The sequence below is a fragment of the Streptomyces sp. JB150 genome (genome assembly GCF_011193355.1).
Lineage (GTDB): Bacteria > Actinomycetota > Actinomycetes > Streptomycetales > Streptomycetaceae > Streptomyces.
The window spans coordinates 4,943,436-4,960,681 of record NZ_CP049780.1 but is presented as its reverse complement, the minus strand read 5'-3'; the positions used below and the strand labels follow the sequence as shown (position 1 = coordinate 4,960,681).

The following is a 17,246-nucleotide window of genomic DNA, read 5'->3' as shown; positions in this document are numbered from 1 at the left end:
TCAGCCGACCGTGATCTGGTCGTAGACCGGGACGCTGAAGGGGTTGAGCTTCACGTTGGACAGCCGCTCGGAGTAGCCCGCGCTGCCGTTCTGGTACCAGAGCGGGATGGCGGCCATCTCGTCGCGGACGACCTCCTCGGCCCGCTGGAACTTCTCCACCGCCTTCGCGGTGTCGGTCTCGGCGTTGGCCTCGTCGACGCGCTCGTCGAACTGCGCGCTGGACCACTTGCCGTCGTTGGAGGAGGCGTTGGTGTAGTAGAGCGGCTGGAGGAAGTTCTGGATGAGCGGGTAGTCCATCTGCCAGCCGGCGCGGAACGGCCCGGACATCTTGCGGTCGGTGATCTGCTTGCGGAAGTCGGCGAAGGTGCCGACGGGGTTGCCGACGCAGGCGCGGTCGTTGCCGAGGGCGTTGTTGACGGAGTTGCAGACGGCGTCGACCCACTCCTTGTGGGAGCCGGTGTCCGCGTTGTACGTGATCTTGACCTGGCCGCCGGGGAGCCCGCCGCCCTCCCGGATGAGCCTCCTGGCCTCCTCCGGCTTGTACGCGCAGGCGTCCCCGCACAGCCCTGCCCGGTAGCCGCCGTCCTCGCCGAGCACGGGTGAGGTCCAGTCGGTGGCGGGGGTGCGGGTCTTGTGGAAGATCGTCTCGGTGATCTGCTCGCGGTCGATGGCCATGGACAGGCCGCGGCGGACCTTGTCCATGCCGTCCTTGCCCCAGGCTCGGTCGTAGTACGGGAAGGCGAGGGTCTGGAGGATGCCGGCGGGGGTGTTGAGGTAGCGGTCGCCGAGGTCGCCGCGCACATTGCGCAGCTGGGCGGCGGGGACGTCGTCGACCAGGTCGAGGTTGCCCGCCATGAGGTCGGTGTAGGCGGTGTTGTTGTCGGTGTAGACCTTGAGGTCGACGCCGCCGTTGCGTGCCTTGTCCGGGCCGGGGTAGTCCTCCCGGGCGCGCAGCGACATCTGGGAGCCCCGGGTGTACGACCGCACGGTGTACGGCCCGTTGCCGACCGGTTTGGCCAGCCAGGCGTCGTGGTCGTCGAAGAAGGCGCGGGGCAGCGGGACGTAGGCGTTGTAGCCGAGGGTGTCGGGGAAGGTCGAGAACTTCTGGGTGAGCCTGACGGTGAAGGTGCGCTCGCCGGTGACCTTCAGCCCGGAGAGGGTGTCGGCGCTCTGCCTGCCCTGTTCCGGGTGGACCTTGTCGTAGCCCTCGATATAGGCGAAGAAGTACGCGTTGCGCTGGTTGTTCTTCAGGCTCGCGCCGTAGTTCCAGGCGTCGACGAAGGACTGCGCCGTCACTTTCTCGCCATTGCTGAACGTCCAGCCGTCCTTGACGGTGATGGTGAAGGTCCGCGAGTCCGTGGTCTCGATCTTCTCGGCGAGCATGTCGCGGGCCTCGCCGGTCTCCGGGTCGTACCGCTTGAGGCCGCGGAAGATCATGTCGAGGACCTTGCCGCCCTGCACCTCGTTGGTGTTGGCCGGCTCCAGCGGGTTCTGCGGGTCTCCCCAGGACGAGCTGAGCACCGCGCCGCCGTCCGTGCCGCCGCCGTCACCGCCGCCTCCGCAGGCGGTGGCCGCGAGGGCTGCCGCCGCCGCGCATGCGACCCACTTGGCGTGCGTGGCTGTGCGCATGGTGTGCCTCCTCAGACCCGGCCGAATCCGGCACCGGCGACCGCCGATGCGTTACCGGCAAATATCGGCCCACACAGTGCACACCGCACACGCTCCCGTCCTTTGGGGTGATCTTGACCCCGGCCGTCCGCGGCCAGGAAGTGGATCTTTTAATTCCGTGCAACAGATCGACACGATCCGATGCCGAACCGTTGAAAAACGAACCCGGCATGTACGCATTTCGACACCCCGGCATCCGTATATCGAACACATCGCCCGATAGGCACGGTTGGCCCGATGTAAGACACGACTTGATCACGGTAGCGCTACCCGCGTAGCTACGGAATGGTCAAGCGGAGGCAAAGAAAGTAAAGAGAAACCCAACTCGGACCAGAATTTGTTGACCTTGAATGAATTGCGTTGAAAAAGTCCCGCGTAGCCCGTAGGGGAGCGCCCTGCGGAGTCACTCAGACCCTCCCTTGGGCCAGGAGCACCATGACCCCCCCAACTCCATCCGCGGCTGCCCCGCTTGAGGTGACCGACGAGAGCGCCGAGAAGCCGAGCACTTCTCCCGCCCCGAAACCCAGCGAGAGCCGCTCTCCCGGCCAGCTGGCGTGGCGCCGCTTCAAGCGGGACCGTACGGGCGTCATATCCGCCTGCATCGTGATCTTCTTCTTCGTGATCGCGCTGTGCGCGCCGCTGATCTCGGCCCTCTACGGCAAGGACCCGTACACCCAGTACGGCCAGGAGATTCCCGGGCTGCTCAACGACGCGGGCTTCCCCGTCAAGGCCAACGGCGGCATCGACGGCGAGTTCTGGTTCGGCATCGAGCCCGCCATGGGCCGCGACGTCTTCACCTTCCTGATCTACGGCATCCGCACCTCACTGCTGATCGCGACCGCCACCACGGTGCTGGTCACGCTCATCGGCGTGATCGTCGGCATCACCGCCGGCTACCTCGGCGGCCGCACCGACTTCCTGATCGGCCGGGTCATCGACGTCCTGCTGTCGTTCCCGTCCACCCTGTTCTTCATCGCCTTCATGCCGGTCGTCTACGGCCTCTTCGTGGCACCGGACGAGGAGATCCCGACCTCGCTGCGGGCGACCTCCCTCATCCTGGTTCTCACGGCCTTCGGCTGGGCCTCGATCGCCCGGCTGCTGCGCGGCCAGGTGCTGGCCCTGCGCGAGCGGGAGTTCGTGGAGGCCGCGAAGGTGACCGGCGCCTCCCCGGCCCGGATCATCTTCAAGGAGCTGCTGCCCAACCTGTGGACGCCGATCCTGATCCAGTCCACGTTGATGCTCCCCGCGTTCGTCACCGCCGAGGCGGGTCTGGCCTTCCTCGGTGTCGGCATCATCGACCCGACCCCCGACTGGGGCGTGATGATCCAGCGCGGCGCCACGTTCTACACGGACAACATCACCTTCATGATCTTCCCGGGCGTGTCGATGATCATCTTCGTCCTCGCGTTCAACCTGCTCGGCGACTCCGTCCGCGACGCCCTGGACCCCAAGTCGAAGCGCTGATCCAGGGCCCCGAGCACCCGCACCACCCCCACGCCCGGTCACCGCTGCCCGGCGAGCTGCACCTTCGACCCACCCTTCATCCCTAGGCAGGTAAGCCATGTCCTTCTCCCGCAGAAACTTCCTCATAGCCACGGGTGTGGCGGCCGGCTCCACCATGGCGCTGAGCGCCTGCTCCAGCGGCAACGCGGGCGGCAACAGCGCGAGCAAGGCCCCCTCGATGGACAAGGCCAAGGCCGCCACCATCAGCGTGGGCACCAAGGCCGACTCCCAGGGCCCGGCCCCGGAGATGCCCGGCGCGAAGAAGGGCGGCACGCTCTACACGCTGGACCAGATCGACTTCGACCACCTGGACCCGGCGCAGATCTACTCGTCGTACACCGGCGCCGGCTCGGTGCTGTTCCTGCGCGGCCTGACCGGCTACCGCGTCGACTCCAAGGGCACCACCACCCTGGTCGGCGACCTGGCCACCGACCCGGGCACCATGAAGGACGGCGGCAAGACCTGGTCCTTCACGCTGAAGGACGGCGTCAAGTGGGAGGACGGCGAGGTCGTCACCATCGAGGACGTCCGCCACACCTTCGAGCGCCTGTTCGCCGACTTCGTCACCGAGGGCCCCCGCTACCCGCAGAACTGGCTCGAGGGCGGCGACAAGTACAAGGGCCCGTACGAGGGCAAGCACCTGAAGTCGATCGAGGTCGACGGCAACACCATCACCTTCCGCCTCAAGGAGGCGCACGGTGACTTCAACTACATGCTGGCCATGCGCGGCTTCTCGATCGTGCCGAAGAAGCACGACACCAAGAAGAAGTACGACAAGCGCCCGTTCTCCTGCGGCCCGTACAAGATCGAGAGCCGCGACATCGACAAGTCCCTGGTCCTGGTGCGCAACGAGCACTGGGACGCCGACAAGGACCCGGTCCGCAACGGCTACCCGGACAAGGTCGTCATGCAGTTCGGCTTCCAGTCGCTGGCCTCCACCGACCGGTACATCGCCGACCGGGGCAACGACCAGTTCGCCGTGTCCCTGCTGAACGAGGTCGCCTCCGAGCGCATCCAGAAGGTCATGGGCGACGCCACGCTGAAGAAGCGCGTGCTGACCCAGGTCGACACGACCTGCTACTACTTCCCGATCAACATGACCCGGGTCAAGGACCAGAAGGTCCGCCAGGCCATCAACTGGGCCTGGCCTGCCCAGCAGCTGAAGCAGCAGCGCGGTGGCTCCCTCGTCACGGAGACCGCGACCACGATCATCTCCCCGCTCACCCCGGGTCACGCCGACTTCGACCTGTACGGCAAGAAGACCAAGCCGATGGGCGACCCGGAGAAGGCCAAGGCGCTGCTGAAGGAGGCCGGCAAGGAGGGCCAGAAGCTGGTCATCGCCTTCCAGCAGTCCGACAAGGCCGTGAAGGAAGCCGTCACCATCAAGAACGCCCTGGAGAAGGCGGGCTTCAGCGTGGTGACCAAGCAGGTCGACAAGACCTCCTTCTACAGCGAGATCAGCCAGCTCGACAACGGCTTCGACCTCTTCGCGGCGGGCTGGGGCCCGGACTGGCCGGCCGGTTACACGGTCATCCAGCCCTGCTGGGACGGCAGCCAGATCGCCGACGGCGGTGTGAACTGGGCACAGCTCGACAACACCAGCGTCAACAAGGCGATCGCCGCGGCCACCGCCGAGACGGACCCGGAGAAGGCCAACAAGGCCTGGGGCGAGATCGACCGCCAGATCATGGAGCTCGCGGCCTGCGTCCCGGACTACCACCCGATCCGGAACTACTTCCACGGTTCCAAGGTCGGCGGCGTGGTCTACAACGCCGGTGACACCTGCGTCGCCATCAGCAAGGTCTACGTCAAGGCCTGACGCACTCACGGGGCGGCGGACCGCACACCGGCCCGCCGCCCCGGCCCCGTCCACGCTCCCCACACCCCGGCGACGGCGCCCCGTCCGGAAAGTCCGCACCCATGTTCCGTTTTCTGATCCGCCGAGTGATCGGCGCACTCGTCATTCTGCTGATCATCAGCGCCGTCACCTTCTTCCTCTTCTACGCCATCCCGCGTGACCCCGCCCGGATGGCGTGCGGCAAGGTCTGCGACAAGGAACTGCTGGAGCAGGTACGGGTCAACCTGGGCATCGCCGACCCCATGCCGGTGCAGTACCTGCACTGGCTCCAGGGCATCTTCGTGGGCCGTGACTACGCCGGTTACGGGCACTGCGACGCGCCCTGCCTCGGCTACTCCTTCACGAACACCGAGCCGGTCTTCGAGTCGATCATGAAGGACCTCCCGACGACCATCTCGCTCGCCCTCGGCGCGGCCTTCTTCTTCCTGATCATCGGCGTCGGCGCGGGCATGATCGCCGCGGTCAAGCAGGGCACCTGGATGGACAAGACCGCCAGCTCCCTGTCGCTGCTCGGCTCCTCGCTGCAGATCTACTTCGTCGGCTACATCGCCATGTTCTTCCTGGTGCAGCAGCTCGGCGTGCTGGACCCGCCGTCGTACACGCCGTTCACCGAGGACCCCGGCGCCTGGGTCTCGGGACTGCTCCTGCCGTGGCTCGTGCTGTCCATCATCTTCACCGCCAACTACACGCGCATGACGCGCTCCCAGCTGGTCGAGCAGTTGAGCGAGGACTACGTGCGCACGGCGCGCGCCAAGGGCATGTCCGGCCGCAACGTCTTCTTCCGCTTCGCCTGGCGCGGGGCGATGGGCCCGATCGTGACGATCTTCGGTATCGACATGGGCACGCTGATCGGCGGCGCGATCATCACCGAGTCCACGTTCAGCCTCCAGGGGCTCGGCACCCGGGCCGTGCGCGCGGTCACCGACAGCGACCTGCCCATGCTCCTCGGCGTGACCGTCGTCGCCGCGACGGCGATCGTCTTCGCCAACATCCTCGTGGACCTCGTCTACGCCCTCATCGACCCGCGCATCAGGCTCGCCTGACCCGGCCCCACCAGCTAGCCCCGGCATCACCCCCCTCAGGAGCGTCCCCGTGACGAGCACCGACCAGCAGCCCTTCCTGTCCGTCAGGGACCTGAAGGTCCACTTCTCCACCGAAGACGGCATCGTCAAGGCCGTCGACGGTCTCTCCTTCGACCTGGCGAAGGGACAGACGCTCGGCATCGTGGGCGAGTCGGGCTCCGGCAAGTCCGTCACCAACCTGGCGATCCTCGGCCTGCACGACCGCAAGCGCACCAGCATCGACGGGGAGATCCTGCTCGACGGCAAGGAGCTGCTGACCGCGACCGAGCGGGAGCTGGAGCAACTGCGCGGCAACAAGATGGCGATGATCTTCCAGGACGCGCTGGCCTCCCTGTCGCCGTACCACACCGTCGGCCGGCAGATCGCCGAGACGTACCGCAAGCACACCGGTGCCTCCAAGAAGGAGGCCCGGGCACGGGCGGTCGAGATGCTGCGCCGGGTGGGCATCCCGCAGCCGGACATGCGGGTGGACGACTACCCGCACCAGTTCTCCGGCGGTATGCGCCAGCGCGCGATGATCGCCATGGCCCTGGTCTGCGACCCGGAGCTGCTCATCGCCGACGAGCCGACCACCGCGCTGGACGTGACGGTGCAGGCGCAGATCATGGACCTGCTCAAGGACCTCCAGCAGGAGTTCGGCACCTCGATCATCTTCATCACCCACGACCTGGGCGTGATCGCGGACATCGCCGACGAGGTGCTGGTGATGTACGGCGGCCGGTGTGTGGAGCGCGGTACGAAGAAGGAGGTGCTGCGCGGCCCGCAGCACCCCTACACCTGGGGTCTGCTCGGCTCCATGCCGAGCCTGGACGGTCCGGTCGATGTGCCGCTGAACCCGATCCCGGGCTCGCCGCCCTCGCTGCTCAACCCGCCGTCGGGGTGCCGCTTCCACCCGCGGTGCGCGTTCACCGAAAAGGTCGCGGGCGGCCTGTGCGCCACCGAGCGGCCGGTCCTGGACGTGGTGGACGGCCGCGGTTCGGCCTGCCACCTCACCAGCGGGCAGCGCGCCGACCTCCTCGCCGGCTCCCGGCAGAACTGACGTACAAGAGACGGATTTCACGATCATGAGCAACACGAACCCCCTCCTGGACGTCAAGGGCCTCACCAAGCACTTCCCGGTGATGGGCGGCTTCCCGGTCAAGCGCAAGATCGGCGCCGTCCAGGCCGTCGACGGTCTCGACTTCCAGGTCCACGAGGGTGAGAGCCTGGGGCTGGTGGGCGAGTCGGGCTGCGGCAAGTCGACGACGGGCCGGCTGATCACCCGGCTGCTGGAGCCGACCGCGGGCACGATCTCCTACCAGGGCACCGACATCACCCACGCCAACCGCAAGCAGCTGGCGCCGGTCCGGTCCGAGATCCAGATGATCTTCCAGGACCCCTATGCCTCGCTGAACCCGCGGCACACCGTCGGCAAGATCATCTCGGGTCCGATGGAGATCAACGGGATCAACCCGCCCGGCGGCCGCGAGAAGCGCGTCCGGGAGCTGTTGGAGATCGTCGGCCTCAACCCCGAGCACTACAACCGCTTCCCGCACGAGTTCTCCGGCGGCCAGCGCCAGCGCATCGGCGTGGCCCGCGCGCTCGCCCTGGAACCGAAGCTGATCGTGGCGGACGAGCCGGTCTCCGCGCTGGACGTCTCCATCCAGGCCCAGGTGGTCAACCTGCTCCAGCAGGTCCAGCGCGACCTCGGCATCGCGTTCGTCTTCATCGCCCACGACCTCGCCGTCGTCCGGCACTTCTCGCAGCGCGTGGCCGTCATGTACCTCGGTAAGATCGTGGAGATCGCCGACCGCGACGATCTGTACGGCAACCCGCACCACCCGTACACCCGGGCGCTGCTGTCCGCCGTGCCGGAGGCCACGGTCGCCGACGACGGCCAGGCTCGTGAGCGCATCCGGCTCACCGGTGACGTGCCGTCTCCGATCAACCCGCCCTCGGGCTGCCGCTTCCGCACGCGCTGCTGGAAGGCGACCGACAAGTGCGCGACGGAGGCGCCGCCGCTGGTGCAGGTGGAGGGCAACAAGCCCGGCCACCTGACCGCCTGCCACTACCCCGAGACGGAGGGAACCGTTCCGGCACCCCGTCTCGCCAAGGACCCCCAGGCGACGGTCTGACAACACCCCTTTTCCGTCAGCCGCCGCCACGGATCGGACTTTCACCGGCCCATTGACCCGAGCCCGCGAACGTCCGCTCCCAGGGGCAGAAGGCCCGCGCCTCCCCAGGCGCGGGCCTTCGCTGTACGGCGCTGTCTCAGGGGGTGCCCTGGTAGTGCTTCGTTGAGTTCTGGTTCTGGTTCTGCGTGTGGTGAGGGGGCGCCCGCACGTGGTGCAGGTGCCGGTCCAGCACCTCAGCAGGTCCTGGAGTGCGTTCAGGACCTGGTGGAGGGTCAGGCCGGCGTGTGTGCTCTTGGGTCGTGCCGCCGCAGGGTGAGGAAGGCCTGGGCGGCGGTGCCGAGGGTGACGTGGTGGTGCCAGTCGCGCCAGGTGCGGCCCTCGAAGTGGTCAGGGCCCAGGCCGTGCTTGAGCTCGCGGTAGTCGTGCTCGATCCGCCAGCGCATCTTCGCCCACCGCACCAGGTCGGCGACCGGGGTGGTGGCGGGCAGGTTGGTCATCCAGTAGGCGGTCGGCCCGGCCGCGTCTTCGGGCTGCTCGACCAGCAGGGTCCGCAGAGGCAGCACACCGTCCCGCCGGCTGCGTCCGCCGGCCAGTTCCTGAGCCGCGCGGCAGGCTTCCCTGCCCGACGGCCTCACCCATCGGCTGGATCGACTTCCGACGCCCGTCCAGCATCAGACCCCTCAGACAACACTCACCCCACCGCCGCTGATTCCGCCACCGGCAACGCGGCGAACACATCGGCAACGAACTCCGCAGCCCGGGTTTCTGCAGGAGCGTCAGCATGGCCCGGTAGTCAGTGCCGAGGTCATGAAGGTTGTCGTCGCTGCTTTGCAGTTTTTGAGTTGTGGCGGTGATGACGCGCGGGGCGATGCGCCGTTCCGCGCCCTGCATGTGGGGCAGGAGCGCGGCAAGCCCGGGCAGGAGTTGTCGCATGTGGTCGCGGATGGGGCAGGCGGGGAAGCGGACCGCCTCTGGGCATTGACCCGCGCCGGTGCAGTCCAGCAGCGGGTGCGGTGTGCTGGTCGGTTCGCTCGAATGTTGGCGGTCGCGGCGGTGCCTATGCGATTGCAGGCGAGCCCCGCCGCATTGCGGCGGGGCTCGCCTGCTTTCACATGCCGGTGGAGCGGGTGGTGGAGTCCCTGTAACCCTGGTGGTCGCGGTCGCGCTTCTTGCGCCACGGAATCAGACCGGCCAGACCGAGGAGGCCGAAGAGGCCCCACAGGCCAGTGTCATCGTCATCCTCGTTGCGGTCCTCTTGGGCCTGAACCGCCGCGATGGCCGCTGCCGGGCCCGCCTGCTCGGCAGCACTCTGGCTGAACGCCGTGCCTGCCGGCGCGAGAGCGAGCAGAAGGGCGATGAGTGCCGTGCTGGCGCTTCTGCGCATGGCGTCTTTCCTTTCGGCTGCTGTCCCCTGGCTCTTCGGCCGCTGGGGGGTCTCCCGTATGTCCGGTATCTCCAGTAACACACATGTGGCAAAGATGTGCGCGTTCAATTAGGTTTCCTGTTCAATCACCGGTCCGTCCTAGTTCGCGTCGCCTGCGCCGTGCCTGCTGGCCGCTGGCCTGCCTCGCTGACGCCCGTCGAGCTGGCCTTATCCGCGCACGCATGGCGGATATTGAGCACAGCCTTGGCGCCGAGGGCGCAGTTGGTTGTCGGCTTTCCCTGGCAGGCGATGGACAGGCAGTAGATAAGCCGCATCGTGGCATGAATCATTACGAAAGGGGCGGGTACGCGGCCGTTGAAATGCCCGTGCGAAAGGGGGACGGCGATGGGGCGACCGGAGCGGAATCAGGGGCCGAAGGGCGGCGTGGACGCGGGCTGGTTGCTGCCACCCACCGCCTCCGGCTTCCGGACGGCCCGGACCATGCCTTCACCGGCAGGACCGTCCGGTCGCCGAAAGGCACGCGGGCTCATGCACACGAATACCGGGCTACATACCTTCGTGCGCATCCTCGTGGCCGTGCTGCTGACGGCGGGCGGCCTCACCCTGGCTACGGCGAACGGCGCTGTGGCCGACGCACCGGTCGATCTGTCGCGGCAGGGGCAGATCACGGACCGGGTCGGGGCCCTCGCCGACCGGGAACCCGAGGTCGCCCAGGCGCTGACCCGGCTGGCCGACGAACACGGACTGCAGCTGTTCGTGGTGTACGTGGACGATTTCTCCGGCCGCTCCCCACAGCAGTGGGCGAACGCGACAGCCGTAAGGAACGGGCTCGGCGCCGACGACGCACTGCTCGCCGTCGCCACCAGCGACCGGCAGTACTCCTATTACGTGGAGGCCGGCTCGCCGCTGACACGGCGGGACCTGGTTGAGGTCGACGCAACAGCCGTCGCGCCGGCGCTGCGGCAGAACGACTGGGCGGGGGCGGCGATCGGCGCAGCCCGCGGGTACGACGCGGTGCTCTCAGGCCAGCCCGTGCCCGCCGTGGACGTGACGCCCTCAGAGGCCGAGCCGGGTCCGGGCGAGCAGGTAGGTGTCGGCACAGGCAGCTGGCTCTTCCTTCTCCTGGTGCTCCTGCCAGTGGTTCTGGTCGCGTCCGCCCTGATCAGACGCAGGTCGCGCCGGGCCGCCGGGTCGCGTGGCGGCGAAAAGACATGGGGCGGGCCGTCTCCGGACTCGCTGGCGGACCTCGACGCGCAGGCGCGCCAGGCCCTGGTGCGCACCGACGACGCGGTGCGCACCAGCCAGGAGGAACTGGGCTTCGCCGCGGCGCAGTTCGGCGGCGAGGCGACCCAGCCGTTCACCGAAGCGGTGGAGGCAGCGAAACGGGAGTTGACCGCGGCGTTCCGGCTGCGGCAGCAACTCGACGACGCCTATCCCGAGGACGAATCGACCCACCTGCAGATGGTCCAGGAGATTCTCACTCGGTGCGCGGAGGCCAATCGCCTGCTGGACGAGAAGGCCGAGGACTTCGACCAGTTGCGTGGCTTCGAACGCAACGCACCTCGAGCCCTGGCTGCGGCGCAGGCCGCTTTCGACACCGCGAGCGGCCGACTGGTCAGCGCGAAGGCCACCCTGGCTGCCATGCGCGAGCGGTACGCCTCGTCGGCCACCGAACCGGTGGTCACTGACGTGGAGCAGGCCGACAGCCGGCTGCAGTTCGCGCAAAGCAGCCTGCGACAGGCCCGGCAAGCCGTGGAAGGCAACGACAACGGCGCGGCCGCGATCCAGGTCCGGGCCGCGGAGGCCGCCGTCGCACAGGCCAACCGGCTCACCGACGCTGTCGACCGGCGGGCACGGGAACTCGCGGACGCGGCCGGCGCGCTGCCGGGCGCACTGACCGAGACGAACGCGGATCTGGCAGAGGCGCGTGGTCTGCTGCAGGGTGCCAAGGAGCTGCCGACCGCCGCCCTGCAGGGGCGCATCGCTCGTGCCGAGACCGTGGCGGCCGAGGTACGCAGGGCCATGGAGAGGGGCCAGTACGACCCCATCGACGCGCTGCGCCGGGTCGAGGAGGCCGATGCCGGGCTCGACGAGGCCCTCATGGGGGCGCAGGAGAGCGAGCAGGGCACACGGCGCGCACGGGCGCTGTTGGAGCGGACGTTGCTCAGTGCGCAGTCCAGCGTCGGCGAGGCCCTCGACTACATCATCACCCACAGGGGAGCCGTCGGCAGCGAGGCCCGCACGCGGCTCGCGGAGGCGCAGCGCAGGCTGGAGCGGGCCGAAGCATTCTCCGGCCGGGGTGCCGGGGCGGATGCGCACAGTGCCCTGGCAGAGGCGCAGCAGGCCGACGCGCTGGCGCAGGATGCCCTGCTGCTCGCCCAAGAGGACGTAGAGGGTTTCGGCGTCGCCGTCGAGCCCGGTGTGTACGCGGTCGGAAGCGCTGGCAGCGGACTGGCCGGCGCCATGCTCGGCGGGATCCTGCTCGGCGGCTTCGGCGGTGGCTACAGCGCCGGGCCAGTCGTCAGTTTCGGAGGCGGCGGAACGCGCGCCCGGATGGGCGGCGGCCGCTTCTGACACCACCCGATCTTCTTCCATCACCTGTTCAAAGGAGAGGTGCCATGACCAAGCAAACCATCTTGGGACGGGTCGCTCAGCTCGCCCGCGCCAACATCAACGCCCTGCTCGACCAAGCGGAAGATCCTCAGCTGATGCTGGACCAGCTGATCCGCGACTACACCAACAACATCAACGAGGCGGAGCAGGCGGTGGCCACCACCATCGGCAACCTGCGCCTGATGGAACAGGACTACAGGGAGGACAAGGAGGCCGCCGCCGAATGGGGCCGCAAGGCACTCGCGGCCAGCAAGAAGGCAGACGAACTGCGCGCTGCGGGAGACCCCGCGGACGCGGACAGGTTCGACACCTTGGCCAAGGTCGCCCTGAGCAGGCAGCTGCAGTCCGAAAGGGAGGCCACGGCAGCCGAGCCGACCATCGCTTCCAACACGGCCATCGTGGACAAACTCAAGACCGGCCTGGACCAGATGCAGCTCAAACTCAGTGAACTGCACGGCAAGCGCGACCAGCTTGTGGCACGGTCGAAGTCCGCCGAGGCACAGAACCGCATGCTGGACGCAGTCAAAAGCATCGACGTACTCGATCCGACGAGCGAACTCAGCCGGTTCGAGGAGAAGGTGCGCCGCGAGGAGGCCCGGGCCATGGGCAAGGAGGAACTCGCCGCCTCCTCCGTGGACGCGCAGTTCGAGCAGCTCGAAGGACTCGGCGACGCAACCGAGATCGAGGCGCGTCTGGCGGCCCTGAAAGCCGCATAGCCATCCCCCCTCCGCCCAGGTTGTCGGCCAGCTTCACGACCTGGCCGCTGCCACTGTCACCGACGCGCACGACGCTTCCGGCGCACGTCTCCAGCAGCGGGCGCACCTTCTCCAGCGCGGCTTCGTCACCGCCCACCGTGATCGCGAGGGTAGTGGCCTCCGCGCCCTGCACGCCTTCGCTGACCGGCGCGTCCAGGAAGGTGACGCCTTCCACGGCGGCTGTCGCGGCTCGGCGGTTTCGTTTGGATCAGTCGGTCGTTGGGTGTGCCGTTGACTGATGCGCAGTGGGCGCGGATCGAGCCGTTGCTCCCGGACCGGGCGCCGAAGCGGGGTGGTCGGTGGCGGGACCATCGTGAGGTGATCGACGCGATCGCCTACAAGTTCCGGACCTGTACGCAGTGGGTGCATCTGCCGGAGAGATACGGCAACTGGCGGGGCGTCTACAACCGGCCGCGGATGTGGGCCGTCGACGGCACCTGGGAGCGGGTGTTCACCGCCCTGGTGGCCCAGGCCGACGCGGACGAGGACCTCGCCTGGGCCGTGTCGGTGGACTCCACCATTGTGCGAGCTCACCAGCACGCGGCCGGAGCCCGCAAAAAGGGGCCCCGGCCGGCGAGCCGGGCGATCACGCCATCGGACGGTCCCGCGGCGGACTGACCACGAAGATCCACCTGGTTGCCGATGGCCGCTGCCGGCCCCTCGCGTTCCATCTCACGGCCGGACAGGCCGGTGATGCACCGGCCTTCACCGACGTCATGGCCCGCCTGCGCGTTCCCCGTCGGCGGGGACGGCCTCGCACCAGGCCGGACCTGGTCCTGGCCGACAAGGCGTACTCCTCCCGCGCGATCCGCGAGCACCTGCCCAGGCGCGGCATCCGGGCAGTGATCCCCGTCCCCGACGACCAGCGCGCACACCGGCTCCGCCGGGGCAGCCGCGGCGGCAGGCCAGCGGCCTTCGACCGCGAGACTCACAAGCAGCGCAACACCGCCGAGCGGTGCATCAACCGCCTGAAGCAGTGGCGCGGCATCGCCACCCGCTACGAGAAGACCGCCACCATCTACCTGGCCGGAGTCCACATCGCAGGCATCTTCCTCCGGCCGCCCGGTGATCCGAACGAAACTGCCTAGACCCCGGTCGTCCCGTCGACCAGTTCCCGCACGATGTCCAGGTGGCCGTTGTGCCGTGCCGTTTCCTCGATGAGGTGGTGCAGGATCCAGCGCAGGTCGACCGTGAGGCCGCTGCGGACGGTGCCCTGGGACCGGGCGTCCAGGTCGTGGGCGGCGACCAGCTCCCGGTAGCGGGCGGACTGGTCGGCGTACGCGCGCAGCAGCTCCGGGAGCGGGATGTCCACCGCGATGCGCATCTCGCGGTCCGGGTCCTCCTCGGTCCACGGACCTTCGTCCTCCTCGCCGAGGAAGACCACCTGGAACCAGTAGTACTCGACCCACCGCAGGTGGTTGATCAGCCCCGAGACGGTCATCAGCGGCGAGCCCGGCAGGGGCGCCGTGCGGGCCCCCTCCGCGGACAGGCCCTCGCACTTGGCGCGGGCCGTGTCACGGGTGTAGTCGAGAAAGGTGGTCAGCTGAGTGCGCTCGTCCCAGGCGGGAGGCGTGTCGGTGCGTGTCATCGGAGGGAGCATGACGGTTCGCGCGTTCGCCTGTCGAGTCAATTGACGAACGCGGAGTCAGGGCGGCGACACGGCGCGTGCCACCAGTTCGACCTCGAAGCCGTCGGCGTTCTCCAGGTAGGCGGCACAGTGCCGCCTACCGCCCGCGTACGGATGGCGCTCCGGGAACAGCAGCGTCCACCCGTGGTCCATGGCCTGCGCGACCAGCGCGTCGAGACCCGTCCGGTCGCCGGGGACGTGGAAGGCGAGGTGGTTCAGGCCCGGCCGCATGCGGTCGTGGTGGTCTCCGCGCAGGTCCGGTGACCGCTCGACGACGACGTACGTCTCCCCCAGCCGCCAGCTCCGGCCCGCGGGCCAGTGCTGGTACGGCGCCCAGCCGAGCCGTTCCAGCAGCCAGCCCAGTGAGCGGGCCGCCCGGTCCAGGTCGGGCACCCACAGCTCCACGTGATGCAGCACGGACCGATCCTCTCAGTCCTCCTGGTGCTCCTCCAGTGCCGCCAGCGCCGGGTCCAGGACGATGTCCTCGGTGCGGGCCTCGGTCGTCGGGTCCTCCGGGTAGTGGCAGGCCGTCAGGTGGCCCTCGCGGTTGCCGGCGGCGCGGGTCAGGGGCGGTTCCTCGGTCGCGCACTTGTCCTGCGCCTTCCAGCAGCGGGTACGGAAGCGGCAGCCGGAGGGCGGGCTGATCGGGGAGGGCACGTCGCCGGCGAGGCGGATGCGTTCGCGGCGACCCGTGGGCTCGCCGGCCACGGACACCTCGGGCACGGCGGAGAGCAGGGCGTGGGTGTAGGGGTGCCGGGGCCGGGTGTAGATGGACGCGCGGTCGCCGACCTCGATGACCTTGCCGAGGTACATGACGGCCACGCGCTGCGAGAAGTGCCGGACGACGGCGAGGTCGTGGGCGATGAAGACGAAGGCGATGCCGAGGTCGCGCTGGACCTGCTGGAGCAGGTTGACCACCTGGGCCTGGATGGAGACGTCCAGCGCGGAGACCGGCTCGTCCGCCACGATCAGCTTCGGTTCCAGGGCGAGCGCGCGGGCCACGCCGATGCGCTGGCGCTGGCCGCCGGAGAACTCGTGCGGGAAGCGGTTGTAGTGCTCGGGGTTGAGGCCGACGATCTCCAACAGCTCCCGGACGCGCTTCTCGCGACCGCCGGGCGGGTTGATCCCGTTGATCTCCATCGGACCCGAGATGATCTTGCCGACGGTCTGGCGCGGGTTCAGCGAGGAGTACGGGTCCTGGAAGATCATCTGGATCTCGGAGCGGATCGGGGCGAGCTGCTTGCGCGTGGCATGGGTGATGTCCCGGCCGCGGTACGCGATCCGGCCCGCGGTCGGCTCCATCAGCCGGGTGATCAGCCGGCCCGTCGTCGACTTGCCGCAGCCCGACTCCCCGACCAGGCCGAAACTCTCCCCCTCGTGCACGGTCAGGTCGATGCCGTCCACCGCCTGGACCTGGCCGACCGTGCGCCGGACCGGGAAGCCGCCCTTGACCGGGAAGTGCTTGGTCAGCCCTTCCACCACGAGCAGCGGTTCCCCTGCCGGACCGGCGGCCGCCTCGCGCGGGGCGGGGAGGACGAGGTCTTCCTTCATGACTCCTCTTTCTCCTGCGTCAGCCCAGCCGGGGCTTGATCTCTTCGATGAAGACGGTCCGCTTCTGCTCCGCCGTCAGATGGCAGGCGGAGGCCCGGCCCGGCGCCAGCGGCGGGCGCTCGGTGACACAGCGGTCGCCGCCGACCCGGTCCCGGAAGGTACAGCGCGGGTGGAAGCGGCAGCCGGACGGCGGGGTGAGCAGCGAGGGCGGCGTGCCGGGGATGGGCGCGAGCGGTGTGGCGACGTCCGAGTCCAGGCGGGGCATGGAGTTCAGCAGGCCCCAGGTGTACGGGTGCTGGGGTGCCCGCAGCACCTCGTCGACCGTGCCGCGCTCCACCGCGTTGCCCGCGTACATCACCATGATGTCGTCGGCCATGTCGGCGATGACGCCGAGGTCGTGGGTGATGAAGATGATCGCCGAGCCGAACTCCCGCTGGAGGTCCTTCAGCAGGTCCAGGATCTGGGCCTGGACCGTGACGTCGAGGGCCGTGGTCGGCTCGTCGGCGATCAGCAGGTCGGGGTCGCACACCAGGGCCATGGCGATCATCGCGCGCTGGCGCATGCCGCCGGAGAACTGGTGCGGGTAGTCCTTGGCCCGCTGCCCCGGGTTGGGTATGCCGACCTTGCCGAGCATCTCCACCGCCCGCTCCCAGGCCTCCTTCTTGGAGGCTCCGGTGTGCTTGCGGAACGGCTCGGCGATCTGCCGGCCGACCGTGTAGTAGGGGGAGAGCGCGGTGAGCGGGTCCTGGAAGATCATGGCGACCTTGTTGCCGCGCAGCCTCTCCAGCTCGGACTCGCGGGCCGTGGTCAGCTCCTTGCCGTCGAGCAGGATCTCACCCTCGACGGTGGTGAACATCGGGTTGTGCAGGCCGAGGATGGTCAGGTTGGTGACGGACTTGCCGGAGCCGGACTCGCCGACGATGCCGAGCGTGCGGCCGCGCTCCAGGTCGAAGGAGAGCCCGTCGACGGCCCGGACGGTCCCGTCCTCGGTGCGGAAGCTGACGTGCAGGTCCCGCACCGAGAGGAAGGCGTCCCCGGCGGCCGGGCGCGGCGCGCCGGCTTCCTTGGTCACAGTGGTCACGACAGGGCTC

The 17,246-nt window shown here is 68.8% G+C and carries 13 protein-coding genes and 2 pseudogenes; 8 read left to right on the top strand and 7 right to left on the bottom strand.

Annotated features, from left to right (window positions below):
• Positions 1-1,629: an ABC transporter substrate-binding protein gene (locus G7Z13_RS23080; RefSeq protein ID WP_166002143.1), complete on the bottom strand. Its 1,629-nt coding sequence runs from the start codon at positions 1,627-1,629 to the stop codon at positions 1-3.
• 474 nt (positions 1,630-2,103) lie between these two features.
• Between G7Z13_RS23080 and G7Z13_RS23075 the strand changes: the two genes are divergently transcribed.
• The 5 genes from G7Z13_RS23075 to G7Z13_RS23055 all read left to right on the top strand — a co-directional run bounded on the left by G7Z13_RS23075 (position 2,104) and on the right by G7Z13_RS23055 (position 8,225).
• Positions 2,104-3,132 carry an ABC transporter permease gene (locus G7Z13_RS23075; protein WP_166002142.1) on the top strand — a complete coding sequence of 343 codons (1,029 nt, stop codon included), beginning with the start codon at positions 2,104-2,106 and terminating at the stop codon, positions 3,130-3,132.
• A 97-nt stretch (positions 3,133-3,229) separates the two neighbouring features.
• On the top strand, positions 3,230-4,990 hold the full coding sequence (locus G7Z13_RS23070; RefSeq protein ID WP_166002141.1) for an ABC transporter substrate-binding protein: 1,761 nt from the start codon (positions 3,230-3,232) through the stop codon (positions 4,988-4,990).
• Positions 4,991-5,091: 101 nt separating this feature from the next.
• The gene (locus tag G7Z13_RS23065) at positions 5,092-6,072 is read left to right on the top strand and encodes an ABC transporter permease (protein WP_166002140.1); all 981 of its coding nucleotides are present in this window, start codon (positions 5,092-5,094) and stop codon (positions 6,070-6,072) included.
• A gap of 49 nt (positions 6,073-6,121) precedes the next feature.
• Entirely contained in the window at positions 6,122-7,150 is a 1,029-nt protein-coding gene (locus G7Z13_RS23060) for an ABC transporter ATP-binding protein (protein WP_166002139.1), read from the top strand.
• A gap of 25 nt (positions 7,151-7,175) precedes the next feature.
• Positions 7,176-8,225 carry a dipeptide ABC transporter ATP-binding protein gene (locus tag G7Z13_RS23055; RefSeq protein ID WP_166002138.1) on the top strand — a complete coding sequence of 350 codons (1,050 nt, stop codon included), beginning with the start codon at positions 7,176-7,178 and terminating at the stop codon, positions 8,223-8,225.
• A 272-nt stretch (positions 8,226-8,497) separates the two neighbouring features.
• Here G7Z13_RS23055 and G7Z13_RS23050 read toward each other — a convergent pair.
• Both G7Z13_RS23050 and G7Z13_RS23045 read right to left on the bottom strand, forming a co-directional pair.
• Positions 8,498-8,860, bottom strand: a pseudogene (locus G7Z13_RS23050) (IS701 family transposase); the annotation flags it as partial.
• Positions 8,861-9,333: 473 nt separating this feature from the next.
• A complete protein-coding gene (locus G7Z13_RS23045; protein ID WP_166002137.1) occupies positions 9,334-9,609 on the bottom strand; it encodes a WGxxGxxG family protein in 276 nt (91 codons plus the stop codon).
• 528 nt (positions 9,610-10,137) lie between these two features.
• On the opposite strand from G7Z13_RS23045, the gene G7Z13_RS23040 reads away from it, so the two are divergent.
• From G7Z13_RS23040 to G7Z13_RS23025, 3 genes and pseudogenes are all read left to right on the top strand, one after another.
• A complete protein-coding gene (locus G7Z13_RS23040) occupies positions 10,138-12,183 on the top strand; it encodes a TPM domain-containing protein (protein ID WP_166002136.1) in 2,046 nt (681 codons plus the stop codon).
• 44 nt (positions 12,184-12,227) lie between these two features.
• Entirely contained in the window at positions 12,228-12,938 is a 711-nt protein-coding gene (locus tag G7Z13_RS23035) for a PspA/IM30 family protein (RefSeq protein ID WP_166002135.1), read from the top strand.
• A gap of 258 nt (positions 12,939-13,196) precedes the next feature.
• Positions 13,197-14,065: pseudogene (locus tag G7Z13_RS23025) on the top strand (IS5 family transposase).
• Here the strand turns inward: G7Z13_RS23025 and G7Z13_RS23020 are convergent.
• The 4 genes from G7Z13_RS23020 to G7Z13_RS23005 are packed head-to-tail and all read right to left on the bottom strand — an operon-like array spanning position 14,062 to position 17,236.
• Positions 14,062-14,565, bottom strand: a complete 504-nt coding sequence (locus G7Z13_RS23020; protein ID WP_166002134.1) for a DinB family protein — start codon at positions 14,563-14,565, stop codon at positions 14,062-14,064. The pseudogene G7Z13_RS23025 and the gene G7Z13_RS23020 sit on opposite strands and share 4 nt — an antisense overlap.
• Positions 14,566-14,622: 57 nt before the next feature.
• Positions 14,623-15,021 carry a VOC family protein gene (locus G7Z13_RS23015; RefSeq protein ID WP_166002133.1) on the bottom strand — a complete coding sequence of 133 codons (399 nt, stop codon included), beginning with the start codon at positions 15,019-15,021 and terminating at the stop codon, positions 14,623-14,625.
• A 12-nt stretch (positions 15,022-15,033) separates the two neighbouring features.
• Entirely contained in the window at positions 15,034-16,155 is a 1,122-nt protein-coding gene (locus G7Z13_RS23010) for a dipeptide ABC transporter ATP-binding protein (RefSeq protein WP_166002132.1), read from the bottom strand.
• 19 nt (positions 16,156-16,174) lie between these two features.
• Positions 16,175-17,236, bottom strand: a complete 1,062-nt coding sequence (locus G7Z13_RS23005) for an ABC transporter ATP-binding protein (protein ID WP_166002131.1) — start codon at positions 17,234-17,236, stop codon at positions 16,175-16,177.
• Positions 17,237-17,246 lie beyond the last annotated feature (10 nt).